The sequence below is a fragment of the Nocardia iowensis genome (assembly GCF_019222765.1).
Classification (GTDB): domain Bacteria; phylum Actinomycetota; class Actinomycetes; order Mycobacteriales; family Mycobacteriaceae; genus Nocardia; species Nocardia iowensis.
Genome location: NZ_CP078145.1, coordinates 372,259 through 387,680 on the forward strand (window position 1 = coordinate 372,259; position 15,422 = coordinate 387,680).

Annotated in this window: 23 protein-coding genes, 1 tRNA gene and 1 other RNA gene; 10 read left to right on the plus strand and 15 right to left on the minus strand. The window is 66.8% G+C overall.

From position 1 onward, the window contains the following. Positions 1-26 precede the first annotated feature (26 nt). Together KV110_RS01770 and KV110_RS01775 are read right to left on the minus strand one after the other, a co-directional pair. Complete coding sequence (locus KV110_RS01770; RefSeq protein ID WP_218472794.1) at positions 27-401, minus strand: hypothetical protein; 375 nt, start codon at positions 399-401, stop codon at positions 27-29. A gap of 100 nt (positions 402-501) precedes the next feature. Next, positions 502-969 carry a hypothetical protein gene (locus tag KV110_RS01775; protein ID WP_218472795.1) on the minus strand — a complete coding sequence of 156 codons (468 nt, stop codon included), beginning with the start codon at positions 967-969 and terminating at the stop codon, positions 502-504. Positions 970-1,210: 241 nt separating this feature from the next. On the opposite strand from KV110_RS01775, the gene KV110_RS01780 reads away from it, so the two are divergent. The 4 genes from KV110_RS01780 to KV110_RS01795 all read left to right on the plus strand — a co-directional run bounded on the left by KV110_RS01780 (position 1,211) and on the right by KV110_RS01795 (position 2,964). Next, the gene (locus KV110_RS01780; RefSeq protein WP_218472796.1) at positions 1,211-1,963 is read left to right on the plus strand and encodes a hypothetical protein; all 753 of its coding nucleotides are present in this window, start codon (positions 1,211-1,213) and stop codon (positions 1,961-1,963) included. Between the two features lie 89 nt (positions 1,964-2,052). Then, entirely contained in the window at positions 2,053-2,430 is a 378-nt protein-coding gene (locus tag KV110_RS01785) for a hypothetical protein (protein ID WP_218472797.1), read from the plus strand. Next, on the plus strand, positions 2,423-2,746 hold the full coding sequence (locus KV110_RS01790) for a hypothetical protein (RefSeq protein ID WP_218472798.1): 324 nt from the start codon (positions 2,423-2,425) through the stop codon (positions 2,744-2,746). The genes KV110_RS01785 and KV110_RS01790 overlap by 8 nt, the downstream gene beginning before the upstream one ends. Further along, positions 2,743-2,964 carry a hypothetical protein gene (locus KV110_RS01795; RefSeq protein WP_218472799.1) on the plus strand — a complete coding sequence of 74 codons (222 nt, stop codon included), beginning with the start codon at positions 2,743-2,745 and terminating at the stop codon, positions 2,962-2,964. The genes KV110_RS01790 and KV110_RS01795 overlap by 4 nt, the downstream gene beginning before the upstream one ends. A 53-nt stretch (positions 2,965-3,017) precedes the next feature. Here the strand turns inward: KV110_RS01795 and KV110_RS01800 are convergent, their stop codons facing one another. Next, positions 3,018-3,203: a hypothetical protein gene (locus KV110_RS01800; RefSeq protein ID WP_218472800.1), complete on the minus strand. Its 186-nt coding sequence runs from the start codon at positions 3,201-3,203 to the stop codon at positions 3,018-3,020. A 513-nt stretch (positions 3,204-3,716) separates the two neighbouring features. Between KV110_RS01800 and KV110_RS01805 the strand changes: the two genes are divergently transcribed. Continuing rightward, on the plus strand, positions 3,717-4,244 hold the full coding sequence (locus tag KV110_RS01805; RefSeq protein ID WP_218472801.1) for a hypothetical protein: 528 nt from the start codon (positions 3,717-3,719) through the stop codon (positions 4,242-4,244). Next, positions 4,241-4,381, plus strand: a complete 141-nt coding sequence (locus tag KV110_RS01810; RefSeq protein ID WP_218472802.1) for a hypothetical protein — start codon at positions 4,241-4,243, stop codon at positions 4,379-4,381. Before KV110_RS01805 ends, KV110_RS01810 begins: the two co-directional genes overlap by 4 nt. Here KV110_RS01810 and KV110_RS01815 read toward each other — a convergent pair. The 9 genes from KV110_RS01815 to KV110_RS01850 all read right to left on the minus strand — a co-directional run bounded on the left by KV110_RS01815 (position 4,378) and on the right by KV110_RS01850 (position 9,375). Further along, positions 4,378-4,737: a hypothetical protein gene (locus KV110_RS01815; RefSeq protein WP_218472803.1), complete on the minus strand. Its 360-nt coding sequence runs from the start codon at positions 4,735-4,737 to the stop codon at positions 4,378-4,380. The two genes, KV110_RS01810 and KV110_RS01815, sit on opposite strands and share 4 nt — an antisense overlap. Before the next feature lie 379 nt (positions 4,738-5,116). Next, positions 5,117-5,491, minus strand: a complete 375-nt coding sequence (locus tag KV110_RS01820; protein WP_218472804.1) for a hypothetical protein — start codon at positions 5,489-5,491, stop codon at positions 5,117-5,119. A gap of 188 nt (positions 5,492-5,679) precedes the next feature. Further along, a complete protein-coding gene (locus tag KV110_RS41755; protein WP_281427733.1) occupies positions 5,680-5,808 on the minus strand; it encodes a hypothetical protein in 129 nt (42 codons plus the stop codon). 81 nt (positions 5,809-5,889) lie between these two features. Continuing rightward, positions 5,890-6,297 (minus strand): helix-turn-helix transcriptional regulator, encoded by a 408-nt coding sequence (locus KV110_RS01825; protein ID WP_218472805.1) that lies wholly within the window; start codon positions 6,295-6,297, stop codon positions 5,890-5,892. Between the two features lie 140 nt (positions 6,298-6,437). Next, the gene (locus KV110_RS01830) at positions 6,438-6,842 is read right to left on the minus strand and encodes a hypothetical protein (protein ID WP_218472806.1); all 405 of its coding nucleotides are present in this window, start codon (positions 6,840-6,842) and stop codon (positions 6,438-6,440) included. 97 nt (positions 6,843-6,939) lie between these two features. Further along, positions 6,940-7,176: a hypothetical protein gene (locus KV110_RS01835; protein WP_218472807.1), complete on the minus strand. Its 237-nt coding sequence runs from the start codon at positions 7,174-7,176 to the stop codon at positions 6,940-6,942. A gap of 116 nt (positions 7,177-7,292) precedes the next feature. Next, a complete protein-coding gene (locus KV110_RS01840) occupies positions 7,293-7,904 on the minus strand; it encodes a site-specific integrase (protein ID WP_218472808.1) in 612 nt (203 codons plus the stop codon). Between the two features lie 6 nt (positions 7,905-7,910). After that, positions 7,911-9,152, minus strand: coding sequence for a tyrosine-type recombinase/integrase (locus tag KV110_RS01845; protein WP_218472809.1), 1,242 nt, complete (start codon positions 9,150-9,152; stop codon positions 7,911-7,913). Positions 9,153-9,290: 138 nt separating this feature from the next. Continuing rightward, positions 9,291-9,375, minus strand: a tRNA-Ser gene (locus tag KV110_RS01850). A 139-nt stretch (positions 9,376-9,514) separates the two neighbouring features. On the opposite strand from KV110_RS01850, the gene ffs reads away from it, so the two are divergent. Both ffs and KV110_RS01860 read left to right on the plus strand, forming a co-directional pair. Continuing rightward, positions 9,515-9,609, plus strand: an RNA gene (gene ffs / locus KV110_RS01855) — signal recognition particle sRNA small type. A 180-nt stretch (positions 9,610-9,789) separates the two neighbouring features. Continuing rightward, entirely contained in the window at positions 9,790-11,079 is a 1,290-nt protein-coding gene (locus KV110_RS01860) for an aspartate aminotransferase type Ic (protein WP_218472810.1), read from the plus strand. A gap of 52 nt (positions 11,080-11,131) precedes the next feature. Here KV110_RS01860 and KV110_RS01865 read toward each other — a convergent pair whose 3' ends face one another. Beyond that, complete coding sequence (locus KV110_RS01865; protein WP_218472811.1) at positions 11,132-11,938, minus strand: methyltransferase domain-containing protein; 807 nt, start codon at positions 11,936-11,938, stop codon at positions 11,132-11,134. 239 nt (positions 11,939-12,177) lie between these two features. Next, positions 12,178-12,765: a phosphatase PAP2 family protein gene (locus tag KV110_RS01870; RefSeq protein ID WP_246634309.1), complete on the minus strand. Its 588-nt coding sequence runs from the start codon at positions 12,763-12,765 to the stop codon at positions 12,178-12,180. Between the two features lie 255 nt (positions 12,766-13,020). Here KV110_RS01870 and KV110_RS01875 point away from each other — a divergent pair, with 255 nt between their 5' ends. Both KV110_RS01875 and KV110_RS01880 read left to right on the plus strand, forming a co-directional pair. Further along, complete coding sequence (locus KV110_RS01875; RefSeq protein ID WP_218472812.1) at positions 13,021-13,596, plus strand: HhH-GPD-type base excision DNA repair protein; 576 nt, start codon at positions 13,021-13,023, stop codon at positions 13,594-13,596. Positions 13,597-13,732: 136 nt separating this feature from the next. Beyond that, positions 13,733-14,065, plus strand: coding sequence for a hypothetical protein (locus KV110_RS01880; RefSeq protein WP_218472813.1), 333 nt, complete (start codon positions 13,733-13,735; stop codon positions 14,063-14,065). A gap of 109 nt (positions 14,066-14,174) precedes the next feature. On the opposite strand, the gene KV110_RS01885 is transcribed toward KV110_RS01880, so the two are convergent. Then, positions 14,175-15,092 (minus strand): neutral zinc metallopeptidase, encoded by a 918-nt coding sequence (locus KV110_RS01885; protein WP_218472814.1) that lies wholly within the window; start codon positions 15,090-15,092, stop codon positions 14,175-14,177. Between the last annotated feature and the right edge of the window lie 330 nt (positions 15,093-15,422).

Consider the following 15,422-nt stretch of genomic DNA (forward strand, 5'->3'; position numbering starts at 1 on the left):
GGGCCAGACTCCGCGCGGGTGGAGCCTCAATAGCGGTCATCGTCTTCATCGGCTGAATAGCGCTTGAAGTAAGCGTTGGACTCGGCCGTCTGCTCGTGGACTTCGACGAGCGGCTCAGCCAGGTCGAGCAGTCGCTGCGCGACCGCACTGGCATCCACGCCGGGCAGGTAGCCGTCCTCGGCCTTGGTCAGGCCGCCCAACAGTGGTGACGCCAAAAAGTCGAGCACGGCGGCGACCTCATTCACGTTCGGTGGTGGATCGACCAAGCGGCGTACCACGCGAAAAACATCGAGCGCCGTGATGGGTTTGGTCATGCTGCCCTGCCCGGCGTCGGCGAGCTCCTCGACCTCGTCCTCGATAACCTGCAGCACCGCCACCAGCCACGCAGCCGCATGATCCATCCGCCATGCCTAACACACTCGAACCGGACCGAGTTCACGACCTGGTCAAACGAGGTCGGCGGGTAGAGGAGCCATTTCTACCCGCCGTGCCGATTCCCGGTTAGCGGACGCGGGTTCCGTAGCGGGGGCTGGGGAAGGTCTCAGGGTCGACACCGGGCCACTTCTCCTCGGCGCGCAAGCGGTCACGCAGGTCACGCAAGCACTTGTGGTGGGCCAGATATCCGTTCCCGCCTTCGAGGAACTCGGTGCGGACCTTGGCGGCGATCTTGTCGATGGGTCGCTTGGTGCTGACCTTGATGCGTTCGTGCCAGTTCTCGGCGTTCTCGTCGTAGAAGAGGTCCGGCAGGTCGTAGGTGAGCCCGACCACCTCCACTCGGTGCTTGCCGACGGGGGAGACCCGAATCTTCTGGCGCTGCGGACCGTCGAGATACGCCTCGCACGCGCCGTTCATGTACGGATACAGCGTCCAGCCGGGCCCCCAATGCTCAGCCAGGCGCTCGGCGAAGTCGGCCAGAGCCATGCCGGTCAAGAAGTCGGGCAGTGCGGTCGGGTTGGTGTCGCTGGTCATCGCGAATCCTTTCGTGCTGGTTGATTGCTGCGACACCATGAACGCTCTGCATCCCCCAGCGAGTCAAGCGCCGTGTTGATCTAAATCGGTTGTTACACAACATGTTTCATCAACAACCGGCTTGACTTCGGTGGCCGCGAGAGCGTTCATGGTGTCGTAGCCCGAACACACCGGCAGCACACCGGGGGCTACCGCCCCGACCGGGGCATGACCACCCACCAACACCTTTCGAGGAGCTGTCATGTCCGACACCACAACGACCACCGAACCCACCACCGCCGACAAGCTCTGGGCCGCGCTGCACGAAGCACCTGGTGCCACCTCCGCCGAACTCGCCGAGCGCGCCGGAATCGGCGGCTCCACCGCCCGCAAGCTCCTGGTCGCCCTGGAGCGCACCACCGGCGCGTACCGCACCGAAGGCGAATCCGACGGCAGCGCCCGCCGCCCCGCCGACCGCTGGTGGCCCAACACCGACTCCGGCGACGCCGACGGCGAGAGCGAGACCCCTGCCGACGAGACCGCCGAAGTGCCCGCTGAATCGGCCGACACCGCCGCAACGGCGCAAGACCCGGCCACGCCTACCACCGGCGATGACGACGCGACAGCGGGCGAGGACGAGGCCCACACTCCGGACGCCGGAATCGACTTCCCCACAACGGATCTCGACGAAGCCACAGACCTCGACGAGGTCATCGCCGACAGCGGCGAGCCCGCCACCGAGAGCGCCGAACCGGCCGAGACCGACGCCGCCGAGGCTTCGGACGCCGAGGTGTCGGTCAAGCCGAAGCGACTGGGCAAGGGGGTGCTGCGGGGGATGGTCAAGGAACTCCTGACCGATTGCCAGGGTAGGGAATTCACCCCTGGCGATATCGCCAAGGACCTGGAGCGCTCCGCCGGGGCCATCCACAACGCCCTGGAAAAGCTGGTCGCCGACGGGATCGCCATCCGGACCTGCGACGCGCCCAAGCGCTACACCCTCGCCGCCGACGCGTAGCGGATCCAACGCCCAGCCTCGGGCACCGGCCGACCGGCCGGTGCACCTGGCTGGCCGTTGGAACCCACATCGAAAGGGGCGCAAAACCCATGCCCGACACCGATATCCGATATCAGACCTATGGAGAGGTCGTCGCCCGGCTCGCCGCCGACCCCGGCGCGCGGATCACCCACGCCGAGGCCCGGACCATCGCATGGCGATGGTTCACCGACTACTACGGCGGCACGCCCTGGAACGGCGAGGAATTCTTCAGCCTCGCCCACTGGTGCGACGGCGGACCACACGCCGAGCAGATCGCCCGGAGCCAGCTGGCCGCCGAAGCCGAGCGACTGTTGGCCGAAGTCCAGCATCCGGCTATCGCGACGCGATGGCACACCTGGGATCCGGCAGGCGACCCGCACACCGCCGCCCTGGCCGTCGCCGCATTGGCCGAGTTCCTGCACGCAGGGGCAGGTCAGGATGGCTAGGCCGACCTACGGCTACGTCGCCCGCCGCGCCTATAGTCACGAGGGGGCGGGCCTCGTGCTCACCGAGGATGAAGCAAAAGTCGTCGCCGCCGGATGGGTCGGCCAGTTCTACTGCCGCGAGCTGTATCGATGGGTCTGCGGCGTCACCGCAATCGACCCGAAAACCCTCGTCAGCGAAGCGCACAAGCTCCTCGATGACCTCGCTCTCCATCGCGATGATTGGCCACACACCGGACAAGCCGAACCCAGCATTGCTGCCGCCTCCGCCCTGGTGAGATATCTGGAGGCTTTGCAGGACAAGGGGCTACGGGAATGAGCGGGCGAAGCGAGATCCGGGTCGTGCTCACCGTTGTCGAGGCCGACTCCGATGGGCCCCTGCGGTGTGAGGTCCGGGTCAACGATTGGCCGTGCGGGCACGTCGCCCGCGTACCCACCGGCTGGCGCAAGGTCAGCGACAGCACTGGCCGCACGCGCGGCCCGTTCTTCGACACCGCCGAGACCGCCGCGCTGGCGCTGGCCGGTGAATGGGGCTGACCCCCGACGAGCGATGCCGCCCGGCGTACCGGGCGGCATCGCGGCTTCTCGGGCTACCCGGCCTTGTGCAGCTTCCAGAACCCACCGCGCGCAGCGGCGGCCTCCCAGGCGGCGACGGCCGCGGGCTCGGCGTCGGCCGCCGAAATCCGCGTCATCGAATACTCGGTGTCGGAGAGGGTCTCGTCGAAGGGCATCCCGTTGTTGTCGTACTCCTGCACGATGTAGAGGTTGTTGGCCATCGCCTCGTCCTTCTCGTTGTGGTTGTTTCGTCCACACCATGAACTCCTCTGCCGGGCGAGAAAGTCGACCGTTGCGACGCGTAATCAACTGGTCTACAGGACATTACGTAGATTCGCGGCGATACGTGCTGTGGCGCTTACCGGACTCCGGCCTTCGGCGGGACCTCGATGAACGAAAGAACCGACCGTCCCTCCCTGGTGCGGGAGCGGGCGGTCGGCCGTGGTTCGACATTAGCGTGCTGGTCGTCGATCCATCCACCCGATCAGCGTTGTCCGTCTCAACCCCGACACCGGACAGACGTGGGGCAAGCCCGAACCCCGGCCAGGGCGCCCGCCGAAGTCGAACGTCCGCGGCTGATCTCAACGCTGAGGCGAAGTTCCGGGATCGTCGCCGCGCCGGGCCGCGCAACGACCGCCGGGCACTCGCTCGCCGGCCGCGACAGAGTGCCGCGATCGAGCAGAATCGCGGCGCGTATCCGCCCGGCGCCACGGCCGCACTTCTACTGTGCGTGCATGACTTCCGATACCGCGCTGTGGCAGTCCCGCAGTGCCCGTGACCACGACTGCGCCGCCGCCGTCCAGGCGCTGACCGCGAAGTTCTTCCGCGACGACGACCTGGGCGCCTCGTATGCGCCTGCCCAGCTCAAACAGGCGATCGAGCTGATGTCGGTGCTGAACCGCTATCTCAGCAACGCGATCGCAACGCCGGGCTGGCATGGCGCACCCGACCCGGCGCACCGCTTCGAGCTGACGTGCGCGCTGACCGATATGGCCTACGAGCAGCGTCGCTTGTACTGGGGTCTGGCGCGATGGGCCAAACAGAGTCACGAATACGACGAGCTGGACGCCTCGCAGGCGTTCACCGCCGCGCACCGGTTCCTCGACGCCCGCCGCTGCGTCGCCGAGCTCGGCGACGCGCTCACCCAAGCCCACAGCTACATCGGTCAGAGTTGCGACCGGGCTTGTACCCGGCACGAGGGCATTGCCAACTACACCGATGACACCGACGAGGACTATGACATGGACTTTCACGACCTGTGATCTCCGCTGACGCGGACGATTTCACCAGGTGGGACAGAGAAGAAGAGCGCGCACGCGGTGCGCCGGAGGGGCGTTCACGCGCCGACGACGCCGAAGAGGTGGCGGCGCAGGGCCGCCACCTCGAACCGTTCGGCTAGGAAGCCTCCGGGAAGGTCCAAGTCCCGACCGTGCCGTCGTCGCTGGCATAGGTGATGGTGCCCGTGGCTCCGGCCTGTTCCAGGTAGTCGAAGGCGTCACCGGCTTCCGAGGCGTCGCGCTGTCCGGTGAGGTGAATGGTCACACTCCCGTCGTCGTTGCGCTTGATCTCGGGATCGTCGAAGCATTCGAACTCCCTGGCCAGGTTCTCGGCGATGGCGCTGACCAGGTCGTCGCCGGGCTCGGTCTCCACCATCCAGTAGTACTCGGTCAGCAGGTTCACGGCGGCTTGCACCGCGTCGGCGTCTGCGCTGGGCGCGGGGAAGGTGATGGTGGCGTCGAAGTTGATGGTGTCCATCGTGGGCTCCCTTGTGTCGGTGATCTGTCCTGTCGGGCGGGTCCGACCCCGCTCCAACGAGTCCAATATTACAACGGCGGAGTAGTTATTACAACGATCTGGCGAGCAAAACTGTTGTGCTGCAACATCTTTCGTTTTACTGGGCGTACGCGCGGCTCGCTCGGCATCGGGCGGGTCGCTGCCGCCGAGGAGAAATGTGGACTCGACGGGCACGGCATCCCGTGCCGACCGGGGGGGGGGGGGGGGGGGGGGGCGTCGTCGCCGGGTTCGTGTAGCGGTGCCGTCCGGGATCGGCGGGGGAATCTCGCGGAGGGGCGGCCTGGGGCCGAAACGGACATTGCCCTGGGCGAGTGTGCTTGTCGCCCAGGGCAATACGTGATCAGTGTGCGGTCAGTAGCCGGTGGACTTTCTGCGCGTGGTGCGCGGTTTCCAGCAGCTGGAACGCCGCCGCCTCGAGCAGGTAGTTGTCGCTGCCGTCGGGTGCGCGCTGGATCATCACCAGGTTCACCCCGCTGACCCAGGTCAAGATCGCCATGAGGGCGGCGCTGCGGGCGTCCTCGGACACCTTCTCGCTACTGAGCTTTCGGCGGGCCTCGATCATCGCGGTGAGCGCGTCGTCGATGCTCACCTGCATCATCGTCGGCATCGGGATCGGCTCCGGGAGCGTGTCCAGGAATCCGGCGATCTCGTCGTAGGTCTGCATGGCGAGCGCGCCGATCTTCTCGGCGTTGTTGTCGTACTGGTCGAGGTTCATCTCGATCCCTTTCGTCGTGTGGTGATCTGTCGCGCCGGGCGAGTTCCGACCCCGCCCAACGACACCCACATTACAACGACAGGGTAGTGCTTACAACAACATAGACGATGAAAACTCTTCTACCGCAACAGTTTTCACAACACACATCGCCCTGGGCGAATCGGCGATCCGCCCAGGGCAAGAGGTGCTCAGGTGTCGGCCGAGGGCTCGGGCATGCCGATCCGGCGCACAGTGAAGGACAGGTCATTCGTGCCGGGGTTCGGGGTGACGGCCACGATGGTGTCGCCGGGGCGTAGATCGTCGGCCGGAGTCTGCACCAGATCCGGCTGCGTTGCGTCGGTGGAAGAGTAGTAACTACAACGATGCCCAAGGTGAAATATGTTGTCCTGAACAGGTTTTCATGACTTCGGCCGTAGATACTTCCGGCGTGCGGCGAGGTCGGCGTCGACGGTGGCGCGACGCCAGCGCTTGACCCCGTTCTCGTCCTCGTCCGGGGCGGGGTACTGGCCCCGTGAGACGTAGGCGGCGATCGTGCCTCGGGCCTTGCCGGTGTAGGCGGCGATCTGGGCGATGGTCAGCAGCTCGTCCGGGTCGCCGGGTGTCTGGGCGGGGGCCGGTGGTGGGCCGATCGCGGCTTCGACGTCGCTGGCGAGGTACTCGTTCCAGTGACCGCGTCGCCCGACCGGCGCGGGCCAGCCGGGCTTGACCATCCACACCTTCTGCACCGTGGCCAGGGCGCGACCGTAGCGCTGGGCGATTTCGGGCGCGATCCACCGTGGCGCGGCGGGACCGTCTGGGCTTACCATCGTGTGTTGACCCCCTTTCTGGGTTGGTCGATTTGTCTGGCCAGCGGGGTTCCGACTCAGAGGTTCGCCTCGCCCCGCTGGCCGCCAAACCGTCAACGGGCGGATGCCCGGCGCGCAGCGCGCCGGGCATCCGCTGTTGTTCAGTCCTGCAAGCCGTCGAGCTCCTCGGTCGAGATCTGTCCGGTGAGCAGGCCGTAGGCGATGCTCACCTGCTCGCTGACCCGGTACATGCTCAGCAGCGCCGCGCGCAGTAGCCACTCCGCGTCACCGGGGTTGTCGAAGGCGGTGTTGGTCAAGGTCAGCCCGCCCAGGAAATCGAGTATCACCGTATTCAGCACGCCCTCGTGTACCGGGTGCGTTGGCAGCTCACGTATGAGCTGGCGGGCGTTGAGCAGGGCGTCGATAGCTGCGGAATCCTGCGCGTCCTCGGGTACCTCGATCTTGATCGGGATGTCGAGTAGTAGCAGGACCTTGGCGATGCGGGCGTGGTTGCGGTCTGTGACCTCGCTGAGCGCGGCCAGCAGGTCGTCGTGTTCGTCGCTCATGTGAGCCCCTTCCGGGTTATTGGTGATTTGCCTGCCGGGCGGGTCCGACCCCGCCCAACGGCACCAACATTACAGCGGAAGAGTAGTGATTACAACGCTATTGGCGTGGGTCGTCCACCAACTCGAACCCGTCGAGTCCCGCCGCGTCGCCGGTGGCCCAGAAGTGCCGGCCGGGCAGCTCGCCCGCGGGCAGACCCGCCTGCTCGGCGATCACCGACGCCGCCACCAGCAACGGCGCACGGCCTTCATGCCACGGCGTCGCCAGCTGCGCCACCGCGTCGGCGCCCTCGCCGTACACCAAGATGCACCGCACCTGCACCCGCTCCTCGGTCATGATCATCATTCTCGTCCATCTCCTGATCGATCGGGGTGGGGCAACGGTGTCGGCCACGGCAGCGGGGCGACCCGGATCTTGCCGAGTCGCCCCGCTGGATTGCCTGCGGCCGGTGCCTATTGTTCCCCGACGGCCGTGGCCAGCACCTCCGGATGTGCCCGGAGGAACTTTCCGTTGTCGGGGAAGCCCAGGTGTGCCGCGATCAGCGGCCAGGGCACGCCCGCTTCGGCCATCCACTGGGCACACGTCACCCGCAGCACGTCCACGCCGGGACGCGCCCCGCCGAGCATCTCGTCGGAGACCGCCGCGACCGCCGGAGTCCAGACCCGGCGCACGTAGCGTGTGAGCAGCCCCGGCCCGCTCGCCCCGCCGATGCGGAACAACTCCTCACCCGTCCCGCCCAACTCCAGCCGCGCCACCAACGCCTCGGGCAGATAGATCCGGCGCGGCGCGGGTGAATCCACCAGCTCCCACCGATTGCCCCGACGCCGCCAATAACGGCGGACTTCACACGCGCCGGTGCCGGGGTCGATGTCGGTATCGGCATGGGCGAACGCCTCGGCCAGGCGCTCGCCGGAGAAGGCCAGATAGTCGGTCAACAGCCGCCATTGGTGCGCGGGCATCCGCTCGATGATCGCGGCGTACTGCGCGCGCTGCAGCGGCGTCGGTGGCCGCATCCGCGAGCGGCGGGCGGCACCGGTGCCGCCGCCGATGTCGTTGTGCTCCATGGTGAATCACGCCGCCTTCGCGAACGCCGGGGTGTCATAGACCGGAGCGGGCAGCGAGATCACCTTCGCCAGGGTGGGCGGCAGCGGTGTGAGCTCGGGCGGCAGCGGTGCGGGCTGGTTGGGTTGCGGTGCGAGTTTCGCGCCGATCACCGCCGCCGCGTCGGCGGCGGCCCGGCGGTCGAGGTGACCGTAGGTGTCCACGGTGGTCTTGATCGACTCGTGCCCGAGATGGGCCTGCACCACGTGGATCGGCACTCCGGCCGAGAGCATCCACGCCGCGCAGGTGTGGCGCATGTCATGGATGCGAGGCCGCTTGCCACCCAGCGGGTCGTTCGCCGCGAGGGAGAGCGCGTCGCGGGTGGGTACCCACACGTCCTTGTAGAAGTGCGAGATGCTCAACGGCTCACCGTCGATGGTGCAGAACAGCCACTCGTCGAGGTCGCGCCCGTCGAGCGGGAGCTTGGCGACCAGACCGCCGGGCAGATTGATCGTGCGGGTGGACTTGCGGGTCTTCGGCGCGCCCAGACGGCGTTTGCCGCCGGTGTACTTCCACGCCTTGTGAATTCGCGCGGTCAGTGCCGCGCGGTTGATGTCGCGCACGCGCAGGGCGGTCACCTCGCCCCAGCGCGCGCCCGAGGCCACCAGGAACTCCACGAGTAGTCGCCACCGCTCGGGTAGCGCGCGCAGTAGTGCGGCGAACTCCTCGGGTTCGAGGTGGTCCATCTCCGCGCGCACCACGCGCGGCAGCTCGGTTTGCTCGCACGGGTTGGACGTGATCACTCCCCGGCGGGCGAGTTTCTTGAGGATGCCGAACAGCACACCGTGTTTGTTCGCAATGGTTTTCGCGGCGTTGCCGATGTTCTCGGCAAGGTGGTTGATCCACCGGCCGATCACCGTCTCGCAGAACACCGTCACCGGGGACTTGGCTCCGAAGAACGGCTCGATGTCGTTGACCAGCACCCGCCGATAGCGGTGCCGGGTACCCGGCTCCACCCCGGTCATGCTGTCGATGATCTCGGTGAAGGCGTCGTGGATGGTCGGCACCGCCGCCGCGTCGTCGGCCTTCTCGGCTTCGGCGTAGAGGAAGTTCAGCGCTTCGGCCGGACCGTAGAGATTGAGGACCGCCTGCCAGCGCTCGGCCTCGTCGAGAGTGTCGAAGCGTTCGGAGCACTGACGTTTGTTGTGCCGGAACAGGACTTGGAAATACGAGGGGCCGCGCTTGGTCGTGCGTTCGCGGATGCTGGGCATCGGGTCACCTTCGGGTTCGCGCCTACAGGAATGTGTCGGTGCGCCGAATCGAGCCTCAGATGCCACGGTCGTGTTGACCGCATGTTGACCGCAACCCGGGGGCTATCCGAAAATAGCCCCCGACCTGCGTCTTCTCTGCGGAGGATAGGGGATTTGAACCCCTGAGGGCGTTAACCCAACCCGCGTTCCAGGCGAGCGCCATAGGCCACTAGGCGAATCCTCCGTGGAGCAGCATACCGGTACGGGGCGGGTGGACGCCAAACGGGTCTGTTCGGGCCAGAGAAGTCCCTGTTCGGTCCACTTTTGACCCGATTATGGGCACCCGGAGGATGGCGGTGGGCGGGGGAGCGGCTACACTGGCCGACGGATCCCGCGCGGCGCGCATCCTGTGAACTCCCCCAGGGCCGGAAGGCAGCAAGGGTCAATGGGCTCTGCCGGGTGCGCGGGGTCCCCTTAATTTCGGGGGCCCGCAGGGACCGCGGTCCGGCTGTCGAATATCGCCTCCAAATCAGAGCAACACACGGGTAACGTGAACACGGTCCGTCGGTGCACGATGCGCTCGGCGGGCTGAATGTCCGGCCGCCGCACATCGGTCCGGCCACACCCCACGTCCCGCTGCTTCGAAAGGCTGCCCAGGATGCCCCGGCAAACGCAGATCGGTTTGATGAGCCACGAGGAACTCGTGTCCGAGCACGAGACTCAGAACGCGAACTACGCGACGCTCAAGACCGAGAAGCTCACGCTGGACCTGACGCGAGGGAAACCCTCTCCGGAACAACTCGACCTGTCCGCCGAACTGCTTTCGCTGCCCGGCGACGGTGACTACCGGGACGGCACCGGCACCGATTGCCGCAATTACGGCGGCCTGCACGGACTTCCGGAACTGCGGGCGATCTTCGGTGAGCTGCTCGGCATCCCGGTGGACAACCTGCTGGCGGGTAACAATGCCAGCCTCGAACTCATGCACGACGTGCTCGCCTTCGCGATGCTGTACGGCACCAACGACTCCGAGCGCCGGTGGGCCGCCGAGGACAAGCTGAAGTTCCTGTGCCCGAGCCCCGGCTACGACCGGCATTTCTCGATCACCGAGGTGCTCGGCTTCGAGATGATTCCGGTCCCGATGCACCACGACGGCCCGGACACGCGCGCCATCGCCGCGTTGATCGCGAACGATCCGCAGATCAAGGGTCTGTGGGCGGTACCGAACTATTCCAACCCGTCCGGCGTCACGTTCTCCGAAGATGTTGTCCGGGAACTGGTTTCTATGCCCGCCGCGGCACCGGACTTCCGCCTGATCTGGGACAACGCCTACGCCGTTCATCCCCTGACCGACACGGCGGCCCCCGTTATCGACGTGCTCGGCCTGGCCGCCGCGGCCGGAAACCCCAACCGCCCCTTGGTGTTCGCCTCCACCTCGAAGATTACCTTCGCGGGCTCGGGCGTCAGCTTCCTCGGCGGCTCCACCGCGAACCTGGACTGGTACCTCGGGCACGCGTCGAAGAAGAGCATCGGCCCGGACAAAATCAACCAGCTGCGCCATCTGCGCTTCTTCAAGAACGCCGACGGCGTGCGCGCGCACATGCAGAAGCACCGCGCCATCCTGGAACCGAAATTCGCACTGGTGCTGCGCATCCTGGAGGACCGGCTTGGCGCGTCCAAGGTCGCGTCCTGGACGGAGCCCAAGGGCGGCTACTTCATCAGCCTGGATGTCCTGGAGGGCACGGCGGGACGGGTGATCGCGCTGGCCAAGGACGCGGGAATCGCGCTCACCGCAGCTGGCTCGGCGTTCCCGTACCGGAATGACCCGGAGGACAAGAACATTCGGATCGCGCCCAGCTTCCCGAAGCTGCCCGAACTGGAGAAGGCGATGGACGGCCTGGCCACCTGCGTGCTGCTCGCGGCCACCGAGAAGCTGCTCGACAAGTAGCTCGACGACAGTGGGCGCGTACCGAGGTACGCGCCCACTGTGCTGTTCGAGGTCAGTTCGGTTTGTGCGCCAACACGGCGAACATCGTCACCGAGAGGTGGATATCGCCGCTGGCCGCGCCTGCTTCCAGGTCCTCGACCAGCTGAGCGCGCTGCTCCTCGGTGATCACGCCGCGCGCCACCGCCATCGCCGAAATGCGGGTGACCAGCGAGCCGACGCCGACGGTGCGATCCTGCACCAGCGCGTGTGAGCCGATCTCATCGATCACCAAGCCCGCCTTGGTCAGTTGGCCGGGCAGCTTGCGGCCGGAGAACGGGTTGGTGGTCGCGGAGATCAGCGTGTCGACCACCTCGCGAACCACCTGCCGCTCGCCGGGGTGCACGATGGCCGTGCCCCAGTCGCTGTCCATCACCACGACGCGGCCGCCGGGGCGCAGCACGCGCGCGATCTCGTTGGCGGCGCGGGCGGGCGCGGTCAGATGCTGGAACACTCGCTCGCACAACGCGGCATCGAAACTGTTCGCGCCGAACGGCAGGCCGTAGGCGTCGCCGGAATGGAACTTGGCGGTCGAACCGGTCTGCGCGGCACGGCGTTCCGCGGAGGCGAGCAGGTTCGGGTCGGGTTCGACGCCCACCGCCACTCCGTCCGGGCCGACCGCGTCCGCGAAGGCCATCACCTCCGTGCCGGTGCCGGAGCCGATGTCCACCGCGCGTTCGCCCGGCTGCAGTGCGAGCGCGGCGTGCGCCCATTCGCGCAACCGGCGGATGCCGGGCAACGCGGCCTGTAGGTCGCGAACGTCGACGAGTTGATCCTGGCCTGCTCGGTCGAACCGATCCGGGCGCAATGTATAGGTGTTCACGGGCCCGTTCCCATCCCTAGCCGTGCCCATCGTGTGGGGAGCCGATGTAGGTACTGCCGTCTGCTGTGGCATGCGCAGGAGCCTACGCGCGGGCCCATACCGACGCACGCCAGCCCTGTGAGCCCTGTCACCACAACATCTAACGCCGCATACCCGCACGCAATTCATGATCAACGGCACATGGCTGCGGTAATTCGGGAGAAGAGGTCACCGTCATGTGCCGTTGATCATGAAGTCGGCTAGGCGGCGAGTTGGTACGCGGCTGCGGCGAGTGCCGCGCCGAGGAAAGCGCCGACGATCACCTGGGCACGGGTGTGGTCGCCCAGCCATACCCGAGACCAGCCGACCAGTGCGGTCAGCGGTAGCGCGAGCAGGAACCAGAGGGACGAGATCATTGCCAGCAGGACCGTCGTGCCCGCGCCGACCGCGGTGTGGACGCTGACCTTCCAGCCGCCTACTACGGTCACGATGCCGATCCCGACCAGCACAACCAGGGCGGCGATGGTCCAGGCGATCAGTTCGCGTGGCGCGCCTCGGGCGATCTCGATGGCGAGGCCGACGCACACGATGGCCAGGATCGCCGGTATCACCCAATGGCGGTCGCGGATTTCCGTCACGTGGTGATCGCTCGCGATGCCGCGCCGCACACCGAGCAGGATGACGATCATCGGAAGCACCCCGGAGATCGTCGCGATGAACAGCCCCCACCTCGGCGCGTCCACCAGGAACCCGGCGATCACCGAGGTGACGATGTTGATCATCCACGGTGCGCCGAGTTCGGTGAGCACCCGCGCGGCCCGTGCCCGCACCAACGCTGTCTCCGTCACGCCATTACCTCTCGTTGCCTTCCGCTGTTCGGCTTCCGGCTCAGCGCATTCAACAGTTCGGTCACTCGCTTTTCGTCGCTATCGCGAAAACGCGATCGACGGCGGAACGGACCGTAGACCCCCCTTGCATGCCGCTATCCAACCACGGGACGTGCGCTACGCCCACCCGTCGCGCGGAGGACGCCTTCACTGCGTCTGGACAGATGAGATGATCGAATCCGTCCGAGCAGTTTGTCACGGTGGGAAGGAATGGCGATGAGTCGCAAGCTTTGCCTGGCGCAGGACGTCGAGGCAGACGAGCTGTTAACCGAGGACCACTTCGCCACTCTGCTCGGCATGCTGCTCGACCAGCAGTATCCGATGGAACACGCCTTCCGCGGCCCGAAAAAGATCGCCGACCGCATGGGTGGTTTCGACATCCACCGCATAGCCGAGGCCGACCCCCAAGAATTCGAAGACCTCTGCGCCACACCACCCGCCATCCACCGCTACGGTCGATCGATGGCGCGACGCGCCCAGGAACTCGCGCGCTACATCATCGAGAACTACGACGGCAAAACCGAGAACCTGTGGAAGAAAGACAAGCCCGACGGCAAAGAGGTGCTCCGCCGCTTGAAGGCCCTGCCAGGATTCGGCGAGCAGAAGGCAAAAATCTTCCTTTCGCTGCTCGGTAAACAGCGCGGCGTACAACCGGTGGGTTGGCGGGAAGCCGCGGGCGCCTACGGTGACGAAGGCTCCCGCCGTTCAGTCGCCGACGTAACCGATGCCGAATCGCTGGCACAGGTCAGGGAATTCAAGAAGCAGGCGAAGGCGGCGGCCAAACAGGGGTAATGCTGACCTGCTCGGCGATCTGACTTGCGCGAGGCTCGCACCGGCAGCCGGTGCAGTGGCGGGTTACTGGCAGCGGTCGGGCGTTGTTGCGGACCGCTGTTTACCGGGATCGTCGGGGGCGGAAGGGAGTGGTCTGATGAGGCGACGTCCAGCGGCGGTTGGCTATCTGCGCCGGGATATCTCCGGTGCTCGGCAGCAGTGGGATGAGGTGTTGATTCGGAGTTTGGCGCAGCGGTTCGGATATGACCTTGCCAAGACTGTGGTGTTCGGTGCGGAGACCGAGGACGTCGTCGGCAGGTTGTTGAGTGTGGCGCAGCGACTGGAGACGGATGCGGTGATCGTCCCCAGCACAGCACATTTCGAGGGAGACGTTCCCGACGAACTGGTGCAGGTGTGCGACGTGATCACCGTGGCACCGGAGAACACGTACGCGAGGCGGTCGAGTTCCCCTTTTGCCGACGGGGCGTAAGGCCCCTGCCCGATTTGGAGTTCGCGGACTTGGTCAGGACTACGCATATCGGACAACTGGTTGACCGGTGGCTGAAGCGCGGCATAGGCGTGCGAAGACGCCTTGCGGGTTAACTCACGGCGCCGGGTGCGGCGGTGAAGGTGTTGCAGTGGGCGGCACGGTTTTTGTCGAGACCGGTCTCGAACCACAGACCGCCGTTTTCGGAGGTGCCGTGGTCGCGCATGTCGCCCGCTTGGTCACCGCGGCCGTAGGCGTCTTTGCGGGCCAGGTTGAGCTGGGCGTCGGTGAGCGAGCCGCCGCCGGACGACGAGGCCAGGTACATACCGTCGAAGCAGTTGGCCTGCAACTCGACTCGGCGGGAGAGTTCGAGGCCGCGACTGCTGCGCGGGCCCGCGTCGGCGCGCTCGCTGTTGGCTTTGCGCAGGATGCCGGACATGGCTTGGATGTGGTGGCCGTATTCGTGCGCGAAGACGGACAGGTAGACGACCCAGTTGTCTCTGAAGAAGTCGGTTTGCAACTGGCTGATCGGCATGTAGATGGTTTTGTTCGCCGGGCAGTAGAAGGCGGCGAAGTTGCTGGTGGAACCGGTGCAGGGCGTAGTGATGCCGGTGGTGGTCGCGCTGACGTTCAACGCGGGTGGCTGGAACGGCAGCTTCGCCTTCTGCATCACTGGTTTCCACGCCGCCTCCAGGCAGCCCGCCGCACTTTCGAAGAACTTGCGCGCGGCGTCCACCTGGGTACCCCACGGGGAGTACGCGCAGCGCGCGGGGACGAGGGTGGCGTTCGGGTCGACCAGCAGCGGGTTGGCCGCGGTCTCGGCCGGGCCGGATGAACCATCGGGGGCGAAGGTGAGACTCGGCGCCGGGCCGGATGCGTCGCTGTCGTCGTTGCCGGTCGATATCGCGTTGCGCACCAAGCCACCCGCGACCAGGAAGACCACTACGACCAGCACCGCGATCCACGCACCGCCACCACCGGACCGGCGGCGCGGCGGGTACGGCGGACGGCCGGGCGGGCCATACGGCATCGGTGGCGGAACCGGCGCGCGATGTCCGGGCGGGGGACCGTATCCGGGCGGCGAATAACCGGGTGGCGGACCATATCCCGGCGGCGGACGATTACCTGGCGGGGCGTAGCCGGGCGGCGGACCGTATCCCGGTGGCGGACCGTAGCCCGGTGGCGGCCCATAGCCCGGCGGTTGACCGTGCCCTGGCGGCTGGCGGTACCCCGGCGGCGGAGCAGCAGGCTGACCGTACCCGGGCGAGGGCGCGACCGGTCGCCCACCAGGCGGAACCGGTCCGTATCCGTACGGTGGTTGTGTCACGCCCCCGTACCCCCTCGCTTCAATGATCGCCGA